Genomic DNA, 20,484 nt, shown 5'->3' with positions numbered 1-20,484 from the left:
CCGGTTTGGCCCTGGCGGCGGCGCTGTGGGGCCTCGCCGCTCCCCCGCCGGCCCGAGCGGACGGCGTGACGATCCCGAACTTCTGGAATCCGCGCGCGCGCCAGGAGCGCATGGAGCCCCAGCCGAGCACGCGCACGGTCCGCTTCCTGACCGACGACGATTTCCCGCCCCTGCACTTCGCCGGACCGGACGGCGCCCCCACGGGCTTCGTGGTGGAACTCGCCCGGGCGGTCTGCGAGCGCTTGGCGATGACCTGCACGGTGCAGGCCCGGCGCTTCGACACCCTCCTCGACGCCCTGGCCGACCGGCAGGGCGACGTGGTCGCCGCCGCGATCCCGCTCACGCCGGCCCTGCGCGCGCGCTTCCTCGCCACCCGACCGTATTTCCGCTGGCCGGCCCGCTTCGCCGCCCGCTCCGACAGAGGCCTGCACGCACCCTCCGCGGCCGCCCTCGCCGAGCGCAGCGTCGGCGTGGTCGGCGGCAGCGCGCACGCCGCCTACCTCAAGGCGTTCTTCCCCAAGGCGGCGGGCAAGGAGTTCACCGACCTCGCGAGCGCCGAGGGCGCGCTGCGCCGGGGCGAGGTCGACTACGTCTTCGCCGACGGCCTCAACCTCGCCCTCTGGATCGGCGGCGTCGACGCCGCGGGCTGCTGCGCCTTCACGGGTGGCGACTACCTGGAGAACCGCTATTTCGGCGAGGGCATCGGCCTCGTCACCCGCCCCGACGACCCGGCCCTGTCGCGGGCCCTCGACGACGCGCTCCAGCGCCTCTGGGACGAGGGGGCATACGCCGAGCTGTACCTGAGGTTCTTCCCGGTGAGCCCGTTCTAGGGGCCGGCCCAGCCTCCCGGCGGCCTTCGCCGAGACGGCTTCGCCACGCCGCGAGAGCTTCGGTCCGGGACGCGGGGAGGGCCCCTTCGCGGCCGCCGATCCCCGCACCGAGGCCGGGTTTCCTCCGGCCGGGTCCCGACGGGGCTGCCGCGTTGACCCTCCGGGTCGCCCTCCCTACGGTGCCGGCCTTCTCGATCGCCCGTCCCGACCATCCTCGCAGAACTGACGCTGTCCCATGCCGTCCCCGCTTCCCTCCGACCCCGATCTCATCGCGGCGGCCGCCACCGCCGCGGCCTGGCCCTTCGAGGAGGCGCGCAAGCTCGTGGCGCGGCTGGAACGCCGCCCGAAATCGGAGGTCCTGTTCGAGACCGGCTACGGGCCTTCGGGCCTGCCGCATATCGGCACCTTCGGCGAAGTCGCGCGGACCTCCATGGTCCGGTACGCTTTCCGGGTTCTCACCAACGACAGCGTGCCGACCCGGCTGATCGCCTTCTCGGACGACATGGACGGCCTGCGCAAGGTCCCGGACAACGTGCCGAACAAGCCCCTGCTGATCGGTGCTCTGAACCAGCCACTGACCCGCGTCCCGGACCCGTTCGGTACCCATGACAGCTTCGGTGCCCACAACAACGCCGAGCTGCGTCGCTTCCTCGACGCCTTCGGCTTCGACTACGAGTTCCGCTCGGCCACCGAATGCTATCGCTCGGGCGTGTTCGACACGGCCCTGCTCACGGTTCTGGAGCGCTACGACGCCGTGATGGCGATCATGCTGCCGTCCCTGCGCGCCGAGCGCTCGGCGAGCTACTCGCCGTTCCTGCCCATCCACCCGGTGACCGGGGAGGTGATGCAGGTGGCCATCGACGAGGTCCGGGTCGCGGCCGGCACCCTTGTCTGGCGCGACCCGAAGACCGGCGAGGGGTACGAGACTCCGGTGACGGGCGGGCATGCCAAGCTGCAGTGGAAGCCCGACTGGGCCATGCGCTGGGTGGCGCTGGGCATCGACTACGAGATGGCCGGCAAGGATCTCATCGATTCCGTCAAGCTCTCCGGCGAGATCGCCCGGGCGCTCGGCGGCGAGCCGCCGGAGGGGTTCAACTACGAGCTTTTCCTCGACAAGGACGGCAAGAAAATCTCCAAGTCGAAGGGCAACGGCCTGTCGATCGACGACTGGCTGGTCTACGGCACCGCCGACAGCCTGGCGCTGTTCATGTACAACAAGCCGCGCGAGGCCAAGCGCCTGTTCGTGGAGATGATTCCGCGACAGGTCGACGACTATCTCGGCTTCCTCGAGAAGTTCCCCGGCCAGGAGCCGGCGCAGAAGCTCGGCAATCCGGTCTGGCACCTGCATGCCGGACATCCACCGGCAGCCGAGGCGGTCGGCAAGGGCGGCGCGCTGACCTTCGCCATGCTCCTCAACCTCGCGGCGGTGGCCAACACCGAGGACCCGGCGGTGCTGTGGGGCTTCATCCGCCGCTACGACCCGGATGTCGGGCCGGAGACCCATCCGGTGCTCGCCCGCCTGGTCGGGCATGCACTGGCGTATTTCCGCGATCTGGTGCGGCCGGCCAAGACCTACCGCGCCGCCACCGAGGCGGAACGGGCGGCACTGGAGGATCTCTCCGCCACGCTTGCCGTGCACGAGAACTCTGTCGATCCCGAAGGCCTGCAGGCTGTGGTCTACGAAGTCGGGCGAAGGCACTTCCCCGACCTGTCGGGCAAGGCCAAGAGCCCGGACGGGCGCCCCGGCGTATCGCAGGCGTGGTTCAGCACGATCTACAACGTGCTGTTTGGTGAGGCGCGGGGACCGCGCTTCGGCTCGTTCATCGCGCTCTACGGCGTTGCAGAAACGCGGGCGCTGATCGAACAGGCCCTGTCCGGCGCCTTCCTGGCACAGCCCCCGGCGGGGTGATCGCAGGCGTTGAAAGCCGGATCGAGAGAGCCGGCGCAGAATAATGTCTGCGCCTCGTCGTGCGATTGCGCACAATTTTGCTTGTCGGCGCGCCAAGGGGCGGATAAAACGCTCATCCACTGGACAGAAAAAAGGCCGCCCCGGTGAGGGAGCGGCCCGAAGTCTAGGGAGGAAACGCCCAAGAAGGGCACACCGCGGCGACGCCATCGCCGCGGTGCATGGCGTTCAAATGCCATCTCGCACCGCACCATGCAATTGCTTCCGTGGGGGATCGGGCATGCGTCCAGTGCATGAAAACGATTTCAACCGTTCACGCATGAACGCCGCCCAGGCCTCCCCTAGGGCCGCAGCGGATCGACTAGGCCCAACTGCGCTAGGCTGACGGCCCAGACCCGCTCCTGAAGCGCTGTGTCCCGACCCAGGGCCGAGGACGGCACGGCCTTGCAGCGCTCGAAGTAGAGCCCGCTGACGCCTTCGACCCTGGGAGAGGTCGCGAGGTACAGCGATGTCGCGGCCCCGTCCTCTGGACTCGACAGGAAGGGCCGGATCAGGCGCCAGCCGAGGCCGAGCCAGCCGCCCGTTCCCGATGCGAATCCACTGGCGATGACACCGGGATGCAGAGCGTTGCTGGTGACGCCGCTGCCTGAGAGCCGCCGCGCGAGGGCGGCACTGAACAGCACATTGCCGAGCTTGGCTTGGGAATAGACGGCAATCGGGCTGTAACGGCGGGCGTGGCCTATGTCATCGAAGGCGATCCGTCCGCGTCGATGCGCCCTCGAGGCGACGCTGACGATCCGTGCCGGTGCAGCGGCCTTCAGCAGATCGAGGAGTTCGAGGCTGAGCTGCAGGTAGGCGAGATGGTCGAGGGCCCAGGTCCGCTCGATCCCGTCCACCGTCGTGGCGTAACGGTCGAAGATCGCGCCGGCATTGTTCACCAGGACGTGGAGGCGCGAATACGAAGCCCGGACTTCGGCGGCGAGGCGGCGGATCTCCGCCTGCGACGCGAGGTCGGCCACGAAGCCGTCGATCAGGGCGCCGGGCACGGCCTCCCGGATCTGGGCGGCCGTGCGTTCGGTGCGCCCGGGATCCCGGCCGACGAGGCCGACGCGGAACCCGGCGCGAGCGAGACCGCGGGCCGTCTCGGTGCCGATGCCGGAGGTCGCTCCGGTGACGAGGGCGATCCGCTCCGGCACCGATGCCGCCCTAAAATACCGCCTGCCCGATGGCGAAGGCCACGACCACGATGACGATGGCCACGACCAGGAACAGGCCGAACAGGATGCGGGCCAGCGAGCCGGCTCCCGAGGCGATGCCGGTGAAGCCGAGGCCGCCCGCGATGAGGGAGATCACGAAACAGATGAGAGCCCATTTCAGCAGGGTCATGCGCAACACTCCAGCTCGCGGAACCGACCGATAACCGCTTGCGGAGCCATGCGTTCCGCCCAAGCTCGGCTGTTTTACGAAGCCGCTCCGGGCCGGGCCGGGACAGCAGGGCGCTCCTCCGCGGCGGCCCGCTCCAGGAGGATGTGCGCCAGAGCATGGTAGAGCCCCTCGCGGCAGACCGCCTTCGAGACGGCGTCGGCGATCAGAGCCGCCACCATGAGCGGGATCATCAGGGCGTGGTCCTGAGTCATTTCGGTGACGATGACGAAGGCGGTGATCGGCGCCTGCAGGGCGCCGGTCAGGTAGGCGACCATGCCGACGAGCACCAGGGCGGACACCGGCACGCCGGAGAACCAGCCCTGCAGGGCGGCGCCGAGGCCGGCCCCGACGCTGAGGGAGGGGGCGAACAGCCCGCCGGGAATGCCGCTGATCGCCGAGAGCAGGGTGGCGACGAACTTCAGCGGCGCGAAATCGGGATGTGAATCGGCCGTGCCGTGCAGGAGGGCGCGCGCCTCCTCGTAACCGGTGCCGTAGACCGCGCCGCCGGACGCGAGTCCGCACAGGGCGACCCCGAGGCCGCAGGCCGCCGCGAAGGCGACGGGACGGGCGGAAATGGCAGCCCCGAGGCGCCCGGGCAGGCCGCGTGCGAACAGGATGACGATTCGGGAGAAGCCGCCGCCGGCGAGGCCGCCCAAGACCCCGAGCACCGGCACGGCGATCCAGCCCGGCCCGAAGGGCAGGGCGACGTTGGAGGTGCCGAAGTAGGTGTAGTTGCCGGTGAGCGCCATCGCGGTGAGCCCCGCCGCCACGATGGCGGCGACGATGAGCCCGCCCGTGCGAGCCTCGTAGGCCCTGCCGAGCTCCTCGATGCCGAAGACGATGCCGGCGAGCGGCGTGTTGAAGGCCGCGGCCACGCCCGCCGCCCCGCCCGCGAGGATCAGCCCCGGCACCCGCTCCGGCGTGAGGTGACCGGCCGCCGCCATGATCGCGGCCCCGACCTGCACCGTCGGCCCCTCTCGCCCCGTGGAGGCGCCAAACAGCAGGCCGAGGCTCATCACCACGATCTTGCCCACCGCGACCCGCAGGGAGACCAGGGACCGGCGCAAGGCGAGCCGCCCGGTCTGGCGCGCCGCGATCACCTGGGGAATGCCCGACCCCTGCGCGTTCGGAAAGACGTCGCGGGCGAGCCAGGCGCAGAGGGCGAACCCGAGGGGCGTCAGGCCGAGGGCTATCAGGGTCGAGAGGCCGAGCACCCGCCGGAAGCCCGCTTGCGCCGCATCGGCCAGCGCCGCCATCACTACGGCGGCGAGCCCCACGCCGATGCCGCCGACCAGGAACAGCAGGCGGTGGCGCCACAATCCGAACGCGTCGCGGGTGGCCCCGCCCAGGCGCCGCATACGCGGGGTCATCCCGGACCGGACCTTGGTGTGCAGGACTTTGACCTGCAGGAGCTTGGTCTGCAGGAACTTGGTCTGCACGACACGGGCTCGCAACACCTTGGGTGGGCGGATTGGAGGCATGCGATCCGCGGCTCGGGGCAGGTATCGGGGAAACGGACTTCGGCTGGAGCCGCAGGCAAGGGGCATACCCCGACGGGCGTCAGCCCTCATCCCCCGCTTCCGCTCGGCAGAGATCTTCGACGGTCCGGAGATAAGCCTTGGCGTCGAATTTCCGCAGGGAATTCTCGCTCTGGTAACGCACCGTCCCGAAAATCTTGCGCCTGGCCCAGGGGCGATCGTGCAAACCGTAGACCCAGGCGACGTTGGTGAATGAGTTCGGATCGCGCCCGTCGAGGAAGTAACGGTTGTTGAGCCTGAGCGTCCGGGCGAAGCCCTCCTCGGGACTGGGCGACCATTCGAGGATCTTCTTGCCCCAGTACATGCGCAGATGGTTGTGCATGTAGCCGGTCTCGCGCATCTCGGCCTGAGCGGCATTCCAGTAGACGTCGTGCGTCTTGCCCTCGGCGAGCTCGGCCTCGGTGTAGGTCTTCGGCCGTGGGTCGTCGGCATGCTCGGCCAGGACCTTGCGCGCCCATTCGGGAACGGCGCGCGCGTAGCTGTCGTAGCCCTCCGTGTAGTGGACGTGGTTCATCGCCAACTCACGCCGGATCACCACCTCCTCGACGTAGGACGCCTTGTCCTCGCGGCCGCCGGCCTTGGCGGCGCGGACCGCCAGCACGATCTCGACGGGCGAGATCTGGCCGAAATGAAGGTAGGGGCTCATGTGCGAGGCCGCCCCGGCCTCCGGCCGGTTGCGAGCGCTGCCGTAATCGGCGAAGGGGCCTTCGAGATAGGCCTTGAGACGCCGTCGCGCCTCGGTCTCGCCGCCGGTGAAGCGACGCACCGGAGCGACGATACGGTCGAGGCTCATGCCGGCCAGCACCGCCTCCGGGTCAGCGATGTCGACCTCGGATTTCGGAAGACCGCGCCCTGCCGGGTGCTTCACCTTCCGGGCCGTCAGGGGCGCGACGTAGTCGTCGAGATGCTTGTGCAGCTTGGGGCGCAGGGTGCGGGCGGCATATTCGTGCTTCGTCGAAGCGACCTCGACCGGCACCACGACGTCCCCCTCCACCTGGACGATCCGGGTGTCGACGGCCTCCACGATCTCGCCGTACCAGCCCTTCTGGATCGCGAGATAGCCACGGTCGAGGACGAGGAGGGCGGCGTCCTTGGCCAGATCGATGGCGACCCGGGCGGGTGAGGCCTTGCGCAGGCAGAAGCCGATGCCCCGGGCCTTCAGACCGGCCGCCGCATCGGCGAGTCCCTGGAGCAGGAAGGCGTAATGCCGGGCATTGGCTTCGGGAAAGCCGCTCTTGCCGTCGAGCAGCCCGAAACAGGCGAGCACCGGCAGGCCGAGCCGGTTGGCCTCCTCGATCGCCAGTTCGAGCGCCTGGTTCTCATGGGCGCGATTCGCCTGCTGCAGGAGGTAGAGGACGTAGCGTCCCTCCACCCGGTGCTCGGCTTCCTTGAGGACCCGAATCCGTCCCGCCTGAATCGCCATCGCCGCTCATCGCCTCCTGGTTCGTCATGAAAGGTGGGGTGGTCGCTCCGCGCGGCACCCCAGGCAGAAAAAACCGGGGAAAGGTGGCGGATGCCTGAGGATCCAGCAGAGAAATCCGCGAAAACTGAATTCGCGCAAACCCTTGACCCATCATCACTTGGATCGGGACACACCGCACCCGACCAGCATTTTCCGGCTGCTCGGGTGCGTCATTTTGGATACAGAAATGGGGCAACGTGTGCAGGGGCACGAAAAGCGACACGGATACTGCCCTATCCGCCTTGCAATTCCGTATGAGAGGTTCAGATTGTGCATTGCGGGAACGCGATGGCGTCGCGGTCCTGCTGCCCTCCTTGGGCGTTTCCTCCCTAGACTTCGGGCCGCTCTTCGGAGCGGCCTTTTTTCTGTCCGGCCCTGTCATCCTCGAGCACGGGCGCGGATCATGAAGTTGTCGTAGGTGTACTCCGCCACCTGGAACCAGAGGTACTCCTCGTTCCGGAAGGTCTTCATCGCCTCGTGGACCCGCTTGAAATCGGCGTTCTTGGCGCCGATCTCGGCATAGACGTCGTTGGCGGTCTTGAGGGCGACCTCCATGACGTCCTGCGGGAACGGGCGAAGCTGCGCCCCGCCCGCCACGAGGCGGCGCAGGGCACGCGGGTTGCGCGCGTCGTACTTGGCCTGCACGTCGGCATGGACCTGGGCGGCCGCCGCCTGGACAATCGCCCGATAGTTCTTGGGCAACCCCTTCCACGCATCGGCCTGAATCCAGAGATGGAGCATCGAGGCGCCCTCCCAGAATCCGGGATAGTGATAGATCGGCGCCACCTTCTGGAGCCCGAGTTTCTCGTCGTCGTAGGGGCCGATCCACTCCGCGGCGTCGATCGTCTTGGCCTCGAGAGCGGCATAGATGTCCGGCCCCGGGGTCGCCTGCGGCACCACCCCGAGCTTGGCCAGCACCTGCCCGCCGAGGCCGCCGATCCGCATCTTCAGGCCCTGGAGATCGGCCTGCGCCTTGATCTCGCGGCGGAACCATCCGCCCATCTGGGCCCCGGTATTCCCCGCCGGCACAGCGACCAGCCCGTGCTTGGCGAAGATCTCACCGAACAGCTCGGCGGCACCGCCCTGGAACCACCAGGCGCTCTGACCGCGTGCGTTCAAGCCGAAGGGGAGGGCGGTGGCCAGGGCAAAGGTCGGGTCCTTGGCCAGTCCCAGGGTCGCAGGACCGTAGCCCATCTCGACGGTGCCGGCGGCCACGGCGTCGAGGAGGCCCTCGGCCGGCACCGGTTCGCCGGGCCCCGAGGGCTGGATCTGGAAGCGGCCGTCGCTGGCCTCCGCGACGATGCGGGCGAGCATCTCGGTGGCGCCGAACAGGATGTCGAGATTCTTGGGAAAAGCACAAGCGAGACGCCAGCGCACGTCCGGCGACGCCTCGGCGCGTGCGGGCGCCGCCAGGAGAGCCGCCGCACCACCGAGGCCCGTGGAGAGGAGAGCACGGCGCCCGGGAACCGGGGGCACGGAGGATAGGGGCATGACGCCTCGCTGAAAGATCTCGAATCGTCCCGTTGCGGCGCGATCGGTCCGCGGCCAGAACGTCCGCCGTTCACGAACGACGAAGGACCGGAAACGATCCCGAAACGTTCGGATACGTCGCGACCGCACCGCAGCGGACACGAGCCGGCGAAAGCCACCCGGCCTCAGGGTCGGCAAAACCACTTGGCGTAGGTGAAAACTACTTGGCGTAGGTGAAAGTGCCGTCGTTCCAGACGTAGAGGACGTAGCCCTGGGCGGTGACGTCGCCCTTGCCGTCGAACCCGACCGAACCGAGCACCAGGTCGAAGCGCTCCGCGTGCAGGGTGACGGCGATCCGCTTCGATTCCGTCGTATGGGCGAAGTTGCCGGCTGCCACGAGCGCCTGGAGCGCGGCGTAGCCGTAGATCGTCGACCCTTCCGGCTCGACGCCCTCGGCCTTGAAGGCGGCGACCACGGCAGCGGCCTCCGGTTTGCGGCGCGGATCGAGGTAGAAGGTCATCAGCACGCCGTTGCTGGCCGGCCCGGCGATCGTGGCGAATTCCTGGGTGGCGATGGCCGAGGTCCCGAACCATTGCGGCTTGAACCCGCGCTCCGCGGAGATCCGCACGAGACGGCCCATCTCCCGGGCGTCGCCGCCATAATACGCCACCGCGATCCCGGCCTCCTTCAGCCGGTCGGCGAGGGCCGCATCATCGGCATCGCCCGCCGCGAAGGCGGTGGCGATGGCCTCGTTGATGCCGATCCGGTTGAGGTTTTCCTTGGTGGCGGCGGCGAGGTTGCGCGAGCCCGGCGTCAGGTCGTTGAGGATGGCGATCTTCTTCTCGCGGAACCGCTCGGCCAGCACGGTGGCCGAGAGCTTGGCCTGATCGTCATCGCGCCCGCAGACCCGGAAGATCGTCGGCAGACCCCGGTCGGTGAGCTTGGCGGCCACGGAGGCGGCGGTGATCATCACCGTGCCGTTGGCGGCGTAGACCTCGGAGGCCGCCAGCGATGCGTTCGAGCAGACGTGGCCGACCACGAGGCGCACGCCCTGGGTCGCGTAGTGATTGGCCACCGCCACGGCCTTGTTGGAGTCGCAGGCATCGTCCTGCACGTCGAGCACGATGGTCTGACCGTCGAGCCCACCCTTGGCATTGGCATCGCGGGCCGCGGCCTGGACCCCGCGCAGGACCTGCTCACCCACAGCCACGTAGGCGCCCGAGCGCGGGACGGCGACGCCGATCACCACGTCGGCCCGGGCCGGGGCGGCGCCGAGAAACGCGGCGGCGAGGAACAGGCTGCCAGCCAAGCCGCCGGCGCGCCCGAAGCGCCGGGCCGCGCGTCTGAACCTCATCCCGCCCCGTCTCACGCCTCGGTCGACCTCGCTTACAGATAGAGGCGGATCGGCGAGCCGCCAAGGTTCGGCGCGTGCACCGGGTCCACGGCCCGGCACCTTCCGGCATCGATCGAGCCCGAGCGACCCGTGCGCGATGCCGCGCCAGAACGCAAGGGGGACCTTCGGCGCGTGCGTGAGCCGCGGCCGCGACCGCGGCACGCCCGCATCCGCGCACGCCTCATCGGGCCGTCGCGTAGACCGAGGCGCCGGCGGTGATCGGCGCGGTGACGGTTGAGAAGACGGAGAGGACCTTCTGGACCTCGGTGAAGGGGGCGTTGGAGACGTAGACGAGGTCGCGGTTGCGCATGCGGAAGGCCTGGGTCAGGAACAGGCTGTTGGGGTCGCGCATGTTGATCCGGTAGACCACCGGCACCAGCGGGGTGCCGAGCAGCGGGCTGCCGGGCTTCAGGCGGCGCACCACCGCGGCCGGCTCGAAGCGGAAGATGAAGGTGCCCGAGGGATCGGCCTGGAAGTCGGACAGGCCGCGGGCCTTGGCCAGCGCCTGGGCAAGCGTGATGCCTTCGGCCTGGAACGGGATCTCGGTGGCGTTGCCGAGCGCGCCCACCGCCAGGAAGGTCTGGGGATCGCGCACCAGGGTCAGGGTGTCGCCCGGGCGCAGGAAGATGTTCTCGGCCGGGTTCGACACCACCGTGGTCAGCGGCACCGTGGCGGTCTGCGGTCCGCGCGAGAGCCGCACGAAGGTCTCGTTGACCGGCGCGCGCACGCCCCCGGCGGTGGCCACCACGTCGAGCAGGCGGTCGCCCTTGCCCGAGAGCGGCACCCGGGCCCCGGCCACGACCTCGCCGGTGACGGTCACCGTCTGGGACACCGCCTTGGTGACCGAGACCAGCACCTGGGGCTGGATCGCCTTGCCGGCGAGCTCGGTCTCGATGAGGGCCTGCACGTCCTGGGGCCGGCGCCCGGCCACCTGGATGCGCCCGGCATAGGGCACGCTGATGGCCCCGTCGCGGGGCACCACCTGCTCGGGGATGAGGGCGGACTTGGACCCGGCCGAGAAGCGGTCGGCCACCAGAGGCCCGGAGAACAGGCCGCCCGAGCCCGCTTCCCAGACCGAGACGGCCACGTAGTCGCCCACCCCGATCACGGCTTCGAGGGAAGGGCGCCGGTCGCCGAAGGAGGCCAGCAGGCTGTCCAGCGCGCGACCGCGCAGGGCCTCGATGGTGGCCGCCGACAGGTCCACGATCTCGTAGCGCGCGAACGTGCCCTCGCTCGTGGACACGTCCGCCCCCTCCACCACCGCACCCGTCGTCGGTCCGGCAGCGGGTAGGAGCGACGAGCAGCCCGACACCGCCAGGGCGGTGCCTAGAACGGTGCAGAGGGCCAAAGGCAGTGCGCGCATGCGGGATCGCCTGTCGGTTTCTCTCATGGGCTGCCTAGACCATCGCCGGGCCCCTGTCCGTGGCGGGCGGGACACAGTCTCGCGGTGAGCGCCCACCAGCCGCCAGCCGTCCCCACTACCCACGCCTTTCCCAAAAAAATCGTGTCCGAGACGATACTTGAAAGGAGCAACGCGATGTGCGTTCTCGTCCGGACGGCATCAGTGAATTTGCCTGACCTGGGTTTCGGCAGAACCGGATTCGATGACAGCGTCGTTCGACTACACACCGCCTGGGCTCGCTCAGGGTGTTCCGGGATCGGTCCGACGACGGCACGTCTTTTATATTCCGGGTTACGATCCCGAGGGCAGCAGCCGCTACCGAATGCTGTTCGTGCGAGAACTGGCCCGCTACGCCAAGCGCTTCGGAGAGCCGAAGCGCGCGGTATCCGGTGCGACTCTCTGCGCCGACGGGCTCGTACAGAGCTGGCGGGTGGCCGGCCAGCCTGCCGTGCAGGGCGCCGAGACCACCTACGACGTGCTCCTCTGGGACGACATCGTCCGCGAGGACTTCCGGCGCCGGCGGCCCGTGAGCGTCGCCCTCCTAGTCGTCGGCACGCTCCAGACCATCGTCTCCGGCCTGATGCTGCGATTCTACCGGCTGAACTGGAAGTACGGCAACGTCATCCTCTACCCGCTGGTGATGGTCCTGCTCCTCGTCCTGTGCACCCTGGCCATCGCCGCCTTCGTGCATGCTCATCTGGGAACGGCCTTCGGACACAGCCTCGGATGGCCGCTCTGGGTGACGCTGCCCGTGGGCCTCCTCCTCGGCCTCGCCTGGATCAAGGCGATGGAAGCCTTCCTCAACCGGATCTTCTTCTGGCAACTCCTGAACGACTGGGTCTTCAACTGGCAGCACGGCCAGGGCCGGCGGCCGGATTACGAGCGCCGGCTCGAGGCCTTCACCGCGCATGTCCTCGCGCGCTGCAACGCCTTGGCGGCCGGCGACCCGCCCGACGAGGTCCTGATTCTCGGCCATTCCTCGGGAGCCCTGAGCGCCGTGGAGGTGACCGCCCGGGTGCTCGCCCGCGATCCGTGCCTCGGCACCGGAGCGACCACGCTCGCCCTGGTCACCCTGGGGTCCGGCCTGCCCCTGGTGGCGATGCAGGGCACGGCGAAGGGTCTGCGCTGCGAGATCGCCAGCCTCGTGACCTCGCAGCGCCTCGTCTGGGCCGATTTCCAGGCACCCCAGGACTGGATGAACTTCCCCGGCTTCAATCCGGTGGAACATCTCGACCTCGACCTCCAGGGCAGGTCGATCGCGAACCCCCTGGTACGCTCGGCACGGTTCCGGGAGATCATCAGCACCGAGACCTACCGGAAGGTGCGCTGGCGTCCGTTCCGGATGCACTTCCAGTTCCTCCTCGCCAACGACCGGCGCGGCTACTACGACTTCTTCGCGATGACCCTGGGCCCGCAGCGCCTGCGCGAGCGGGCCCTCGATCCCATTCTGCCCGCTCCCTGTCCGTTGGCGGCGCTCGCGCCCTGAGACGTCCCGGGAAGCAAACCGCCGGCGGGCATGTTTCCGCACAATCCTATCTCCCCTGGCCTGCTAAGACGCCGAGACCGACCGGAAGGCCAAGGTCGGCCACTTGGATACGGCCGCCGGGAGAGGACACGCGATGGTATCAGGTCAGAATCCGGTACCCGGCGGCACGCCCATGGTCCTCGTGGTGATGGGCGTCTCGGGCTCGGGCAAGAGCACGGTGGCGTCCCGACTCGCCGAGCGCCTCGGCTGGACCTTCGTCGACGGCGACAGCTTCCACAGCCCCGAGCACGTGGCCAAGATGCGGGCCGGGCACCCCCTCGACGACGACGACCGCGCGCCCTGGCTCGCGGCGATCGGCGCTTGGATCGACACGCAGCGGCAGCAGCGGGCCCCCGGCGTGGTGGTCTGCTCGGCCCTGCGCCGGGCCTATCGCGACGTGCTGGTGCGCGGCCGGGAGGACGTGCGGATCGTCTACCTGGAGGGCGACCGCCCCCTGATCGAGGGGCGCCTCGCGCGCCGCCAGGGGCACTTCATGCCGGCAGGCCTCCTCGACACCCAGTTCGCGATTCTGGAGCCGCCAGCGCCCGAGGAGAACGCCGTGGCGGTGGGCATCGATGCGGACCCCGAGACCCTCGTCGCAACGATCGTGGCCCGGTTGGGATTGGGGGAGGGCGCCCCGAAACCCTGAGCCCCGCGGATTCCATGCCTCTGTCCTCCGAACCGACCGCCGCCGCGATCGCCCTGGTGATCTCGGACGTGGACGGCACCCTGGTGACAACCGACAAGCGCCTGACCCCCGCGACCCGCGCGGCCGTGCGGCGGCTGGCGGCGGCGGGCATCGCCTTCACCATCGCGTCGAGCCGGCCGCCTCTAGGCCTGAGGTCGCTGGTGGCCGAACTCGGCCTCACCCTGCCGATGGGGGCCTATAACGGGAGTACTCTGGTCGCCCCCAATCTCACCCTCCTGGCGGAGACGCTGATCCCGGCCGAGGCCGCCCGCGAGACCGTGCGGCGTTTCGCCGAGGCCGGCCTCGACACCTGGGTGTTCGCCCGCGGGCAGTGGAACCTCACCGATCCGCACGGGCCCTACACCGATCTCGAGTGCCGGACCCTGCAGGCCGAGCCGACCGTGGTCGCGGACCTGGAACCGCTCCTGGACCACGCCGCCAAGATCGTCGGCGTCAGCGCCGATGCGGCGCACCTGGAGGCCTGCGAGACCGAGATCGCCGCAGCGCTGGCGGGACGCGCCGACGTCCACCGCTCGCAGGCCTACTATCTCGACGTGACGCCGCCCGGCTCCGACAAGGCCGCCTTCGTGGATGCCATGAGCCGGCATCTCGGCATCGACCGGTCCCGGATCGCGACGCTGGGCGACGCGGCCAACGACGTGCCGATGTTCGCCCGCAGCGGATTTTCCGTGGCGATGGGCAACGCCGCGCCGGCGGTCCAGGCCGCGGCGCGGGCCGTCACGGCCACGAACGATGCGGACGGCTTCGCGAAAGCCATCGACGAATTCATTTTGCGGCGCTGAGGCGGTCTTCGCGCCGTCGCCCGTCCACTGCCGCGAGGCCCTTGGCAACATTGACGAATCGCTTCGGACACAATCCGGACACGACGGCGGCGACTGTGCCACGTGCGACACAGCACATGGGGAAACGGCCACGCTCGACCTGCCAGAGCCGCTTTCCGGCCTCAATTCGCCCGGACCTTGACCGTCCAAGAACAAGGACGATCCGGGTCTCCGATGAACCAGCGCTTCCTGCTCCTCGCCGTCGCCGCGGTCGCCCTGCCGTGCGGGATGCTCCCGCCCGGCGCGGCTCTGGCGCAGGGTGCGGCGGCGCGCGACAACATCGATGCGCTGATCGAGCAGCAGGCCAAGGCCAACGGGGTTCCGTCGAGCTTCGTCCACCAGGTCGTCAAGCGCGAGAGCAACTACAACCCGAATGCCAAGGGCGGCAGCGCACTGGGGCTCATGCAGATCAAACACGCCACCGCGAAGGGCCTCGGCTACCAGGGTGATGCGGCCGGGCTGTTCGATCCGCGGGTCAATCTGCGCTACGGCATCGCCTACCTCGCAGGCGCCTACCGGGCCGCCAAGGGCGACATTGCCCAGGCCTACAATTTCTACAACCGCGGCTACTACTACGCCGCCAAGCGCCTCGGCATCGAGACCAGCGTTCCCGACGACCTCGAAACGCCGAAGTCCGGCGAGGCCTTCGCCAACGCCTTCGCCCGCGCCGACAGCCCCGCCGTCATCGCCGCCAACACCGCCCTCGCCTACGCGCCGAGCCCCGCCGCCAACGGCGTTCCGATCGAGATGGTCGAGGTACCGTTGCCGCCGCGCCGGCCCGTTTCACTCACCGGTCTCGGTACGGTCGAGGTCGCGGCGCTGACGCCGGCCGACGCTGCGCCCCCGGCCTCTACGGCCGCCATCAGTCCCCACCCCGGCGTCGTCCCGGGGATGACGCAGGCCGGCGCCCAGATCGAGACCGTGTTCACGGAATCGGTCGAGGTGCCTCTGCCACCCCGCCGGCCCTCGGCGGTCGCCCTCGCCGCCGTCGGTCGCCCGACCGTCGCGAAGAAAGCGCCGGTGGCCAGCACCGTTCTCGAGGCCTCGGCGCTGGCGCCGGTCGCGCAGTAACCCGCCTGCGACCGCGCGGCGTTTCGGCGCAAGGCCCCTGGGTCGAGACTCCCCCGATCAAGACCTCCGGGTCCCCCTGGCCTCCCCCCGGTGGCGCGAGAGATGGGGCCGATTCACGGGTTTCCCCCGTTCTGGTGTCCGTAGCCGCTTGCGTCGGGACGCGCCTCGTCTCACATGGTGCAATGCGAAGCGACGTGCTTAAACCCGGTCCGGCACGATCATCGCAGCAACCCAGGAGCGTCGTTCCGGCGTTGAATACCCGCTGCGTTGGCTTTCCGAGGTAACCGAACTGCGGATCATGAGCACAATATTTCCGTATCTGTGACCATAAGTCCGGAATCGACATTCTGTTGCAGCAACCTGCGTGTGGGCTTCCGGTCCGGACGCGAACTGAGGAAACGGACGACGGCATGGCCGGCGCGGTAGAACAAGAATCGACCTTCCTGGCTGACCTCGGCCGGCGGGTTCGTCACGCCCGGACCGTGCGGGGCCTGTCGCGCAAGCTCCTCTCGCAGACCTCCGGTCTGTCCGAGCGCTACATCGCGCAGCTCGAGAGCGGGCAGGGCAACGTCTCGATCATCCTGCTGCGGCGAGTCGCCAACGCCATGGGCGTGCGCCTCGACGACCTGATCGCCGGGCAGGAGACCTTGCCGGACTGGCACGTGATCCGCGACCTCCTGGGCAATGCCTCGCCGGAGCAGATCGCCCTGGCCAAGGGTATCCTGTCGGGCCAGTCCTCGGCGAGCGGCGAGGCGCCACAGCCGCGTGTCGCGGTGATCGGCCTGCGCGGCGCCGGCAAATCGACCCTCGGCCGCCGGGTCGCCGATCGCCTGGGCTGGACCTTCGTCGAGCTCAACGCCGAGATCGAGCGCGAGAACGCGCTCTCGGTGAAGGAGATCTTCGCGATCTACGGCCAGGAGGGCTACCGCCGCCTGGAACAGGCAGCCCTGCGCCGGCTCACCGAGCATCCCGGCCCGCTGGTTCTCGCCACCAGCGGCGGCATCGTCGCCGAGCCGCTCACCTACGATCTGCTGCTGCAGGCCTTCTTCACGATTTGGCTCCGGGCCCGCCCCGAGGAGCACATGCAGCGGGTGCGCGACCAGGGCGAACTCACCACCACCGGCGACCACCCCTCGGCGATGCAGGAACTGCGCGCCGTGCTCGCCAGCCGCGAGCCCCTCTACGCGCGCGCCTCGTCCGTGGTCGACACCTCCGACGTCTCCGTCGACGTGATGGTCGACCGTCTGGCGGAGGCCATCGAGGCCCGCTTCGGTACCCTCGATCACCGGCGCACCGCCTGACGGTTCGGTGCCGCGTGGCTCCCTTGGAAACCGCATGGGCTTGATCGGCCGTGCGATGCACACCAAGCTATGGGACGCCCGGTTGGGCACGCGTTTCATCCGCCTGACCGCGTGACGACAGGCATAACCATCCCGGAATGCCGCGGGGCGGGAGTAGAATCCCGCCAATGCGGCGCGATCCGCGCATCGCGCCGCGACGTGCTCCGGCCCAACGCAACGCGACGCGCCCGGTCCAGAGGAGGACCCGATGTCCGCCAGCCCGTTCCCCATCGCCGCGAAAGGCTCCGAGCCGCTGGCGGTGTGCGATCCGACCTGGGGGCGCCTTCGGGCCGAGGCCGAGGCGATCGTCCGCGAGGAACCGCAACTCGCCTCCTTCATCGTGGCGACGATCCTCAACCACACCTCCCTCGAGGGCGCGGTGGCGCACCGTGTCGCGGCTCGTCTCGGGCACGCCTCGTTGCCGGCCGAACTGATCGCACACGGCTTCTTCGAGGCGATCACCGCGGAGCCGAGCCTCGGTCAGGACTTCCGCGCCGACATCGCCGCGGTCCTCGACCGCGACCCGGCCACCAGCCGCGCGATCGAGCCGGTCCTGTACTTCAAGGGTTTCCACGCCATCCAGGCGCACCGCTTGGCGCACTGGTACTGGACCGCCGGGCGGCGCGACCTCGCGCTCTATCTCCAGAGCCGCTCGTCGGAGGTGTTCCAGACCGACATCCATCCGCAGGCGCGGATCGGGCGGGGCATCTTCCTCGACCATGCCACCGGACTCGTGGTCGGTTCCACGGCGGTGATCGAGGACGACGTGTCGATCCTCCATGCCGTGACCCTGGGCGGCACCGGAAAGCAGGGCAGTGATCGTCACCCGAAGATCCGGCATGGCGTGATGATCGGTGCCGGAGCCAAGATCCTGGGCAACATCGAGGTCGGAGCCTGCGCCCGGATCGCTGCCGGCTCGGTGGTGCTGCGCCCCGTGCCGGCCAACACCACCGTGGTCGGCGTGCCCGCCCGCGTGGTCGGCACCGCCGGCTGCGCCGAGCCGTCGCGCGCCATGGACCAGCTCGTCGCCATGGATCAGTTCATCCACATGGCCGAGGGCATCTGAACCGGACGCCGCCACGCGGGTGAGCCCGCCCGGTGCCCCGGCTTGCCCATCCCCCGGTGGCGTGGCAAGCGGGGGCCAGCCCGGCCCCGGTCGCCAACGGCAGGTCCTCCGGTCCGCCGCGCGACCGGCCATGAGCCGGAGGCCCCGACCGACCCGAACGCGAGAGGCGATCAGCGTGAACAAGACCGACATTGTGAAGGTGCAGGACTACCTCCGCCGGACCTTCGCCAACACCAACATCCGCCTCGTTCCCCGCCCCAAGAAGGACGATTCGGCCGAGGTCTATATCGGCGAGGAATTCCTCGGCGTGGTCTCGGTGGACGACGAGGACGGCGACCGTTCGTTCAACTTCGCCATGGCGATCCTGGACATAGACCTCGAGGATTGAGGGCTTTGCGCCTGTTGAGGGGATCCTACGTCTGCACGAGCCTGTGCGTGGATTTAACCCTGACGACAGGAAACCCTTAACGTTTCGTAAACGACGCGGCACACTGCGCGCCACATCGCCTCTCGATGGTGGAGCGCACGCGTCATGACTCTCAGCCCCTCGGCCCTCGACTCCCTGCAGACCCTCTGCGTCGGCCTCGCCCTCTCGGGCCTGCTTGCCAGCGCCTTTGAGCTGTTCACGGAGCGCCGCGCGAGCTTCAGCCTGTTGGAGCGCGGCGGAGTCACGGCCGTGGCGGCCCTACCGATGCTGGCCTTCGGCGCCCCCTTCATCATCCTGCGCAACACTGTGCGCGGGCGTCGGCTGGAGCGCCGTCCGATCCCCTTCGTGATGATCGCCACGATGATCGCCTGTGGCTGGAGCCTGATGTCCGGCCGTGTCGCCCTCGATCTCGCGCACCTGATCGCGGGCGTCTGAGCGACCCTGTCCGCGCGACCGCGGGACCGCCACCGGCTAGCATCGACCCGACAAGAAAGGCCGCCTCCAGGGCGGCCTTTCTTGTCTTGCGCTCTTCAGCGACGCTCCTCTCAGCGGTTGGCGGTCGCCACCGGCGAAGCGCCGCCGTTCAGGGTGACCCAGGCGAGGCCGTCCTGGCCTTCGCGCTTGATGAAGGTGTAGCCGGTTCGCGGGCCCGACAGGACCGCGTTCGTCTTATTGTCGAGGATCAGGTCGCCACGATCGGTGCGGACCATCAGCACCGCATGGCCTTCGCCGATCTCGTCGATGACCACGGTCATCCGCAGGGCGCGGCGGGGCAAGCCGCGCTCCACCAGCATCTGGCGCTTCAGAAGCTGGTAGTCCTCGCAGTCGCCGAAGCCGTCGTCGGGATAGTCCCAGCGGTCGACCACGCCCCAATGCGCGAGGTCGGTGATCGGCTTGATCCGGGCGTTCACCCGACGGTTGACGCGGTTGAGGAGGTCGCGGATGCGCGGCGTCAGGGCGATGACGGCGGGCTGCGTCGTGTCGACCGTGCACTCGTCGGGCATCCGGGCGCAGAAGGCGGTCCAGGCGGCGACGGGACGGGCCGGAGGACCTTCCTCGAGAGCCGGCGCAGCGGGCAGGGCGGCGACGGTCTGGGCCTCGGTGCTGGCACCGCCGATCAGCAGGATGGTGCCGACGAGACCGAACTGCACGGTGCGCCCGAGGCGTCGCCAGAGGGCACCACGCTCCCCGTGCGGCAATCCATCGACGCTTCGCAGTATCGCGTGCCGCATGCCGGTCGCCCTGCCATCCCCTGGTGGAGCGACAAGGTTTACACGGGAACGATCCGGGCTCAATCGGAAAGTTAAACCCGCGTTAACGCGCAGGCGAACGCATTGGTTCCACACCGGTTCCACAAGAGAAAATGACGTTTCCGCGTCTCGCCATCTCGATGGCAGAGATACGCGAACCCGTCGCGCCTTGCGCTCTCAGCGGTTGGCGGTGGTGACGGGCGAGGTCACACCGCCTAGCGAGACCCATGCCACGGTGTCGGCCGACTCGCGCTTGATGAAGACGTAGCCGGTCCGATACCAGGCCAGGATTTCACTGGTCTTGTTGTCGAGGATGAAGTCGCCGCGGTCGGTGACCAGGGTGAGAACGGCATGGCCCTCGCCCTTCTCGTCGATGACGACCGTCATCCGCATCGCCCGGCGCGGCAAACCGGCTTCCGCCAGGAGCTTGCGCTTGAGGAGTTGGAAGTCCTCGCAATCGCCCGAGCCGTCCTCGGCGAGATCCCAGCGGTCCGGCACGCCCCAGTGCTCCTGGTCGGTCACGGCAGCAAGGGACTTGTTCACCCGGCGGTTGACGGAGACGATGGTGTTCCAGATGGCCGGGGTGAGGGCGATGCGGTTCGGCTCGTTGGCATCGAGGGCGCATTCGGCGGCGTAGCGCTGGCAGAAGGCAGCCCAGGCCGGCAGCGGACGGGCCGCGGCCAGGGTCAGCGCGGCGGGGGAAGGCGTGGGCAGGGCGGCCAGGGTCTGGGCCTGCGAGGCGCCGGTCGTCAGCACGGCGAGTACCGCAAGCAGGATCAACGCTATCGTCTTCGTCCGGTCCATGGCGGCGTCCTCACGTCCTATGCCGCCAGGGTGCCGCCGCGGGAC

At 69.3% G+C, this 20,484-nt stretch carries 19 protein-coding genes; 10 read left to right on the top strand and 9 right to left on the bottom strand.

Annotated features, from left to right (window positions below):
• The first annotated feature begins 5 nt into the window (after positions 1–5).
• Positions 6–830, top strand: coding sequence for a transporter substrate-binding domain-containing protein (locus AC3WLN_RS04230; protein ID WP_492479881.1), 825 nt, complete (start codon positions 6–8; stop codon positions 828–830).
• Positions 831–1,065: 235 nt separating this feature from the next.
• Positions 1,066–2,739, top strand: a complete 1,674-nt coding sequence (locus tag AC3WLN_RS04225; protein WP_492479764.1) for a lysine--tRNA ligase — start codon at positions 1,066–1,068, stop codon at positions 2,737–2,739.
• 338 nt (positions 2,740–3,077) lie between these two features.
• Here AC3WLN_RS04225 and AC3WLN_RS04220 read toward each other — a convergent pair whose 3' ends face one another.
• The 7 genes from AC3WLN_RS04220 to AC3WLN_RS04190 form a co-directional block, all read right to left on the bottom strand.
• Positions 3,078–3,932: an SDR family NAD(P)-dependent oxidoreductase gene (locus AC3WLN_RS04220; RefSeq protein ID WP_492479762.1), complete on the bottom strand. Its 855-nt coding sequence runs from the start codon at positions 3,930–3,932 to the stop codon at positions 3,078–3,080.
• Positions 3,933–3,942: 10 nt separating this feature from the next.
• Positions 3,943–4,122, bottom strand: a complete 180-nt coding sequence (locus tag AC3WLN_RS04215; RefSeq protein ID WP_056213599.1) for a DUF1328 domain-containing protein — start codon at positions 4,120–4,122, stop codon at positions 3,943–3,945.
• A gap of 74 nt (positions 4,123–4,196) precedes the next feature.
• Positions 4,197–5,519 carry a chloride channel protein gene (locus tag AC3WLN_RS04210; RefSeq protein ID WP_492479879.1) on the bottom strand — a complete coding sequence of 441 codons (1,323 nt, stop codon included), beginning with the start codon at positions 5,517–5,519 and terminating at the stop codon, positions 4,197–4,199.
• Between the two features lie 202 nt (positions 5,520–5,721).
• The gene (locus AC3WLN_RS04205) at positions 5,722–7,122 is read right to left on the bottom strand and encodes a deoxyribodipyrimidine photo-lyase (protein WP_492479760.1); all 1,401 of its coding nucleotides are present in this window, start codon (positions 7,120–7,122) and stop codon (positions 5,722–5,724) included.
• A 417-nt stretch (positions 7,123–7,539) separates the two neighbouring features.
• Positions 7,540–8,652 (bottom strand): TRAP transporter substrate-binding protein, encoded by a 1,113-nt coding sequence (locus AC3WLN_RS04200; RefSeq protein WP_492479758.1) that lies wholly within the window; start codon positions 8,650–8,652, stop codon positions 7,540–7,542.
• 199 nt (positions 8,653–8,851) lie between these two features.
• Positions 8,852–9,985 (bottom strand): branched-chain amino acid ABC transporter substrate-binding protein, encoded by a 1,134-nt coding sequence (locus AC3WLN_RS04195; RefSeq protein ID WP_492479756.1) that lies wholly within the window; start codon positions 9,983–9,985, stop codon positions 8,852–8,854.
• Positions 9,986–10,205: 220 nt separating this feature from the next.
• Positions 10,206–11,387, bottom strand: a complete 1,182-nt coding sequence (locus AC3WLN_RS04190) for a polysaccharide biosynthesis/export family protein (protein WP_492479754.1) — start codon at positions 11,385–11,387, stop codon at positions 10,206–10,208.
• Between the two features lie 241 nt (positions 11,388–11,628).
• Here AC3WLN_RS04190 and AC3WLN_RS04185 point away from each other — a divergent pair, with 241 nt between their 5' ends.
• The 8 genes from AC3WLN_RS04185 (at position 11,629) to AC3WLN_RS04150 (ending at position 18,820) form a co-directional block, all read left to right on the top strand.
• The gene (locus AC3WLN_RS04185) at positions 11,629–12,912 is read left to right on the top strand and encodes an alpha/beta hydrolase (protein WP_492479752.1); all 1,284 of its coding nucleotides are present in this window, start codon (positions 11,629–11,631) and stop codon (positions 12,910–12,912) included.
• 133 nt (positions 12,913–13,045) lie between these two features.
• Positions 13,046–13,600: a gluconokinase gene (locus tag AC3WLN_RS04180; RefSeq protein WP_492479750.1), complete on the top strand. Its 555-nt coding sequence runs from the start codon at positions 13,046–13,048 to the stop codon at positions 13,598–13,600.
• A gap of 14 nt (positions 13,601–13,614) precedes the next feature.
• Complete coding sequence (locus AC3WLN_RS04175) at positions 13,615–14,442, top strand: HAD family hydrolase (protein ID WP_492479749.1); 828 nt, start codon at positions 13,615–13,617, stop codon at positions 14,440–14,442.
• A gap of 213 nt (positions 14,443–14,655) precedes the next feature.
• Positions 14,656–15,552, top strand: a complete 897-nt coding sequence (locus AC3WLN_RS04170) for a transglycosylase SLT domain-containing protein (RefSeq protein WP_492479748.1) — start codon at positions 14,656–14,658, stop codon at positions 15,550–15,552.
• 350 nt (positions 15,553–15,902) lie between these two features.
• On the top strand, positions 15,903–16,853 hold the full coding sequence (locus AC3WLN_RS04165; RefSeq protein ID WP_492479746.1) for a helix-turn-helix transcriptional regulator: 951 nt from the start codon (positions 15,903–15,905) through the stop codon (positions 16,851–16,853).
• A 247-nt stretch (positions 16,854–17,100) separates the two neighbouring features.
• Positions 17,101–17,958 carry a serine O-acetyltransferase gene (cysE, locus tag AC3WLN_RS04160; RefSeq protein WP_492479744.1) on the top strand — a complete coding sequence of 286 codons (858 nt, stop codon included), beginning with the start codon at positions 17,101–17,103 and terminating at the stop codon, positions 17,956–17,958.
• Between the two features lie 175 nt (positions 17,959–18,133).
• Complete coding sequence (locus AC3WLN_RS04155; RefSeq protein WP_055950709.1) at positions 18,134–18,346, top strand: DUF3126 family protein; 213 nt, start codon at positions 18,134–18,136, stop codon at positions 18,344–18,346.
• Between the two features lie 144 nt (positions 18,347–18,490).
• The gene (locus tag AC3WLN_RS04150; RefSeq protein ID WP_055950713.1) at positions 18,491–18,820 is read left to right on the top strand and encodes a DUF6949 family protein; all 330 of its coding nucleotides are present in this window, start codon (positions 18,491–18,493) and stop codon (positions 18,818–18,820) included.
• A gap of 110 nt (positions 18,821–18,930) precedes the next feature.
• Here the strand turns inward: AC3WLN_RS04150 and AC3WLN_RS04145 are convergent, their stop codons facing one another.
• Together AC3WLN_RS04145 and AC3WLN_RS04140 are read right to left on the bottom strand one after the other, a co-directional pair.
• Positions 18,931–19,617, bottom strand: a complete 687-nt coding sequence (locus tag AC3WLN_RS04145; protein WP_492479741.1) for a transglutaminase-like cysteine peptidase — start codon at positions 19,615–19,617, stop codon at positions 18,931–18,933.
• A 195-nt stretch (positions 19,618–19,812) separates the two neighbouring features.
• Positions 19,813–20,439 carry a transglutaminase-like cysteine peptidase gene (locus tag AC3WLN_RS04140; RefSeq protein ID WP_492479739.1) on the bottom strand — a complete coding sequence of 209 codons (627 nt, stop codon included), beginning with the start codon at positions 20,437–20,439 and terminating at the stop codon, positions 19,813–19,815.
• Positions 20,440–20,484: the final 45 nt, after the last annotated feature.

This window comes from Methylobacterium sp. FW306-05-D (assembly GCF_058782155.1).
Note: the sequence above shows the minus strand (reverse complement) of the source record. Positions and strands in the feature narration are given on the sequence as shown.

What these genes read in the sequence shown, in the direction of transcription:
- AC3WLN_RS04180 (WP_492479750.1), top strand. Translation starts at nt 13,046, where the DNA reads ATGGTATCAGGTCAGAATCCGGTACCCGGCGGCACGCCCATGGTCCTC.
- AC3WLN_RS04175 (WP_492479749.1), top strand. Translation starts at nt 13,615, where the DNA reads ATGCCTCTGTCCTCCGAACCGACCGCCGCCGCGATCGCCCTGGTGATC.
- AC3WLN_RS04185 (WP_492479752.1), top strand. Translation starts at nt 11,629, where the DNA reads ATGACAGCGTCGTTCGACTACACACCGCCTGGGCTCGCTCAGGGTGTT.
- cysE (WP_492479744.1), top strand. Translation starts at nt 17,101, where the DNA reads ATGTCCGCCAGCCCGTTCCCCATCGCCGCGAAAGGCTCCGAGCCGCTG.
- AC3WLN_RS04145 (WP_492479741.1), bottom strand. Translation starts at nt 19,617, where the DNA reads ATGCGGCACGCGATACTGCGAAGCGTCGATGGATTGCCGCACGGGGAG.
- AC3WLN_RS04170 (WP_492479748.1), top strand. Translation starts at nt 14,656, where the DNA reads ATGAACCAGCGCTTCCTGCTCCTCGCCGTCGCCGCGGTCGCCCTGCCG.
- AC3WLN_RS04205 (WP_492479760.1), bottom strand. Translation starts at nt 7,122, where the DNA reads ATGGCGATTCAGGCGGGACGGATTCGGGTCCTCAAGGAAGCCGAGCAC.
- AC3WLN_RS04210 (WP_492479879.1), bottom strand. Translation starts at nt 5,519, where the DNA reads ATGCGGCGCCTGGGCGGGGCCACCCGCGACGCGTTCGGATTGTGGCGC.
- AC3WLN_RS04215 (WP_056213599.1), bottom strand. Translation starts at nt 4,122, where the DNA reads ATGACCCTGCTGAAATGGGCTCTCATCTGTTTCGTGATCTCCCTCATC.
- AC3WLN_RS04190 (WP_492479754.1), bottom strand. Translation starts at nt 11,387, where the DNA reads ATGCGCGCACTGCCTTTGGCCCTCTGCACCGTTCTAGGCACCGCCCTG.
- AC3WLN_RS04150 (WP_055950713.1), top strand. Translation starts at nt 18,491, where the DNA reads ATGACTCTCAGCCCCTCGGCCCTCGACTCCCTGCAGACCCTCTGCGTC.
- AC3WLN_RS04225 (WP_492479764.1), top strand. Translation starts at nt 1,066, where the DNA reads ATGCCGTCCCCGCTTCCCTCCGACCCCGATCTCATCGCGGCGGCCGCC.
- AC3WLN_RS04195 (WP_492479756.1), bottom strand. Translation starts at nt 9,985, where the DNA reads ATGAGGTTCAGACGCGCGGCCCGGCGCTTCGGGCGCGCCGGCGGCTTG.
- AC3WLN_RS04200 (WP_492479758.1), bottom strand. Translation starts at nt 8,652, where the DNA reads ATGCCCCTATCCTCCGTGCCCCCGGTTCCCGGGCGCCGTGCTCTCCTC.
- AC3WLN_RS04140 (WP_492479739.1), bottom strand. Translation starts at nt 20,439, where the DNA reads ATGGACCGGACGAAGACGATAGCGTTGATCCTGCTTGCGGTACTCGCC.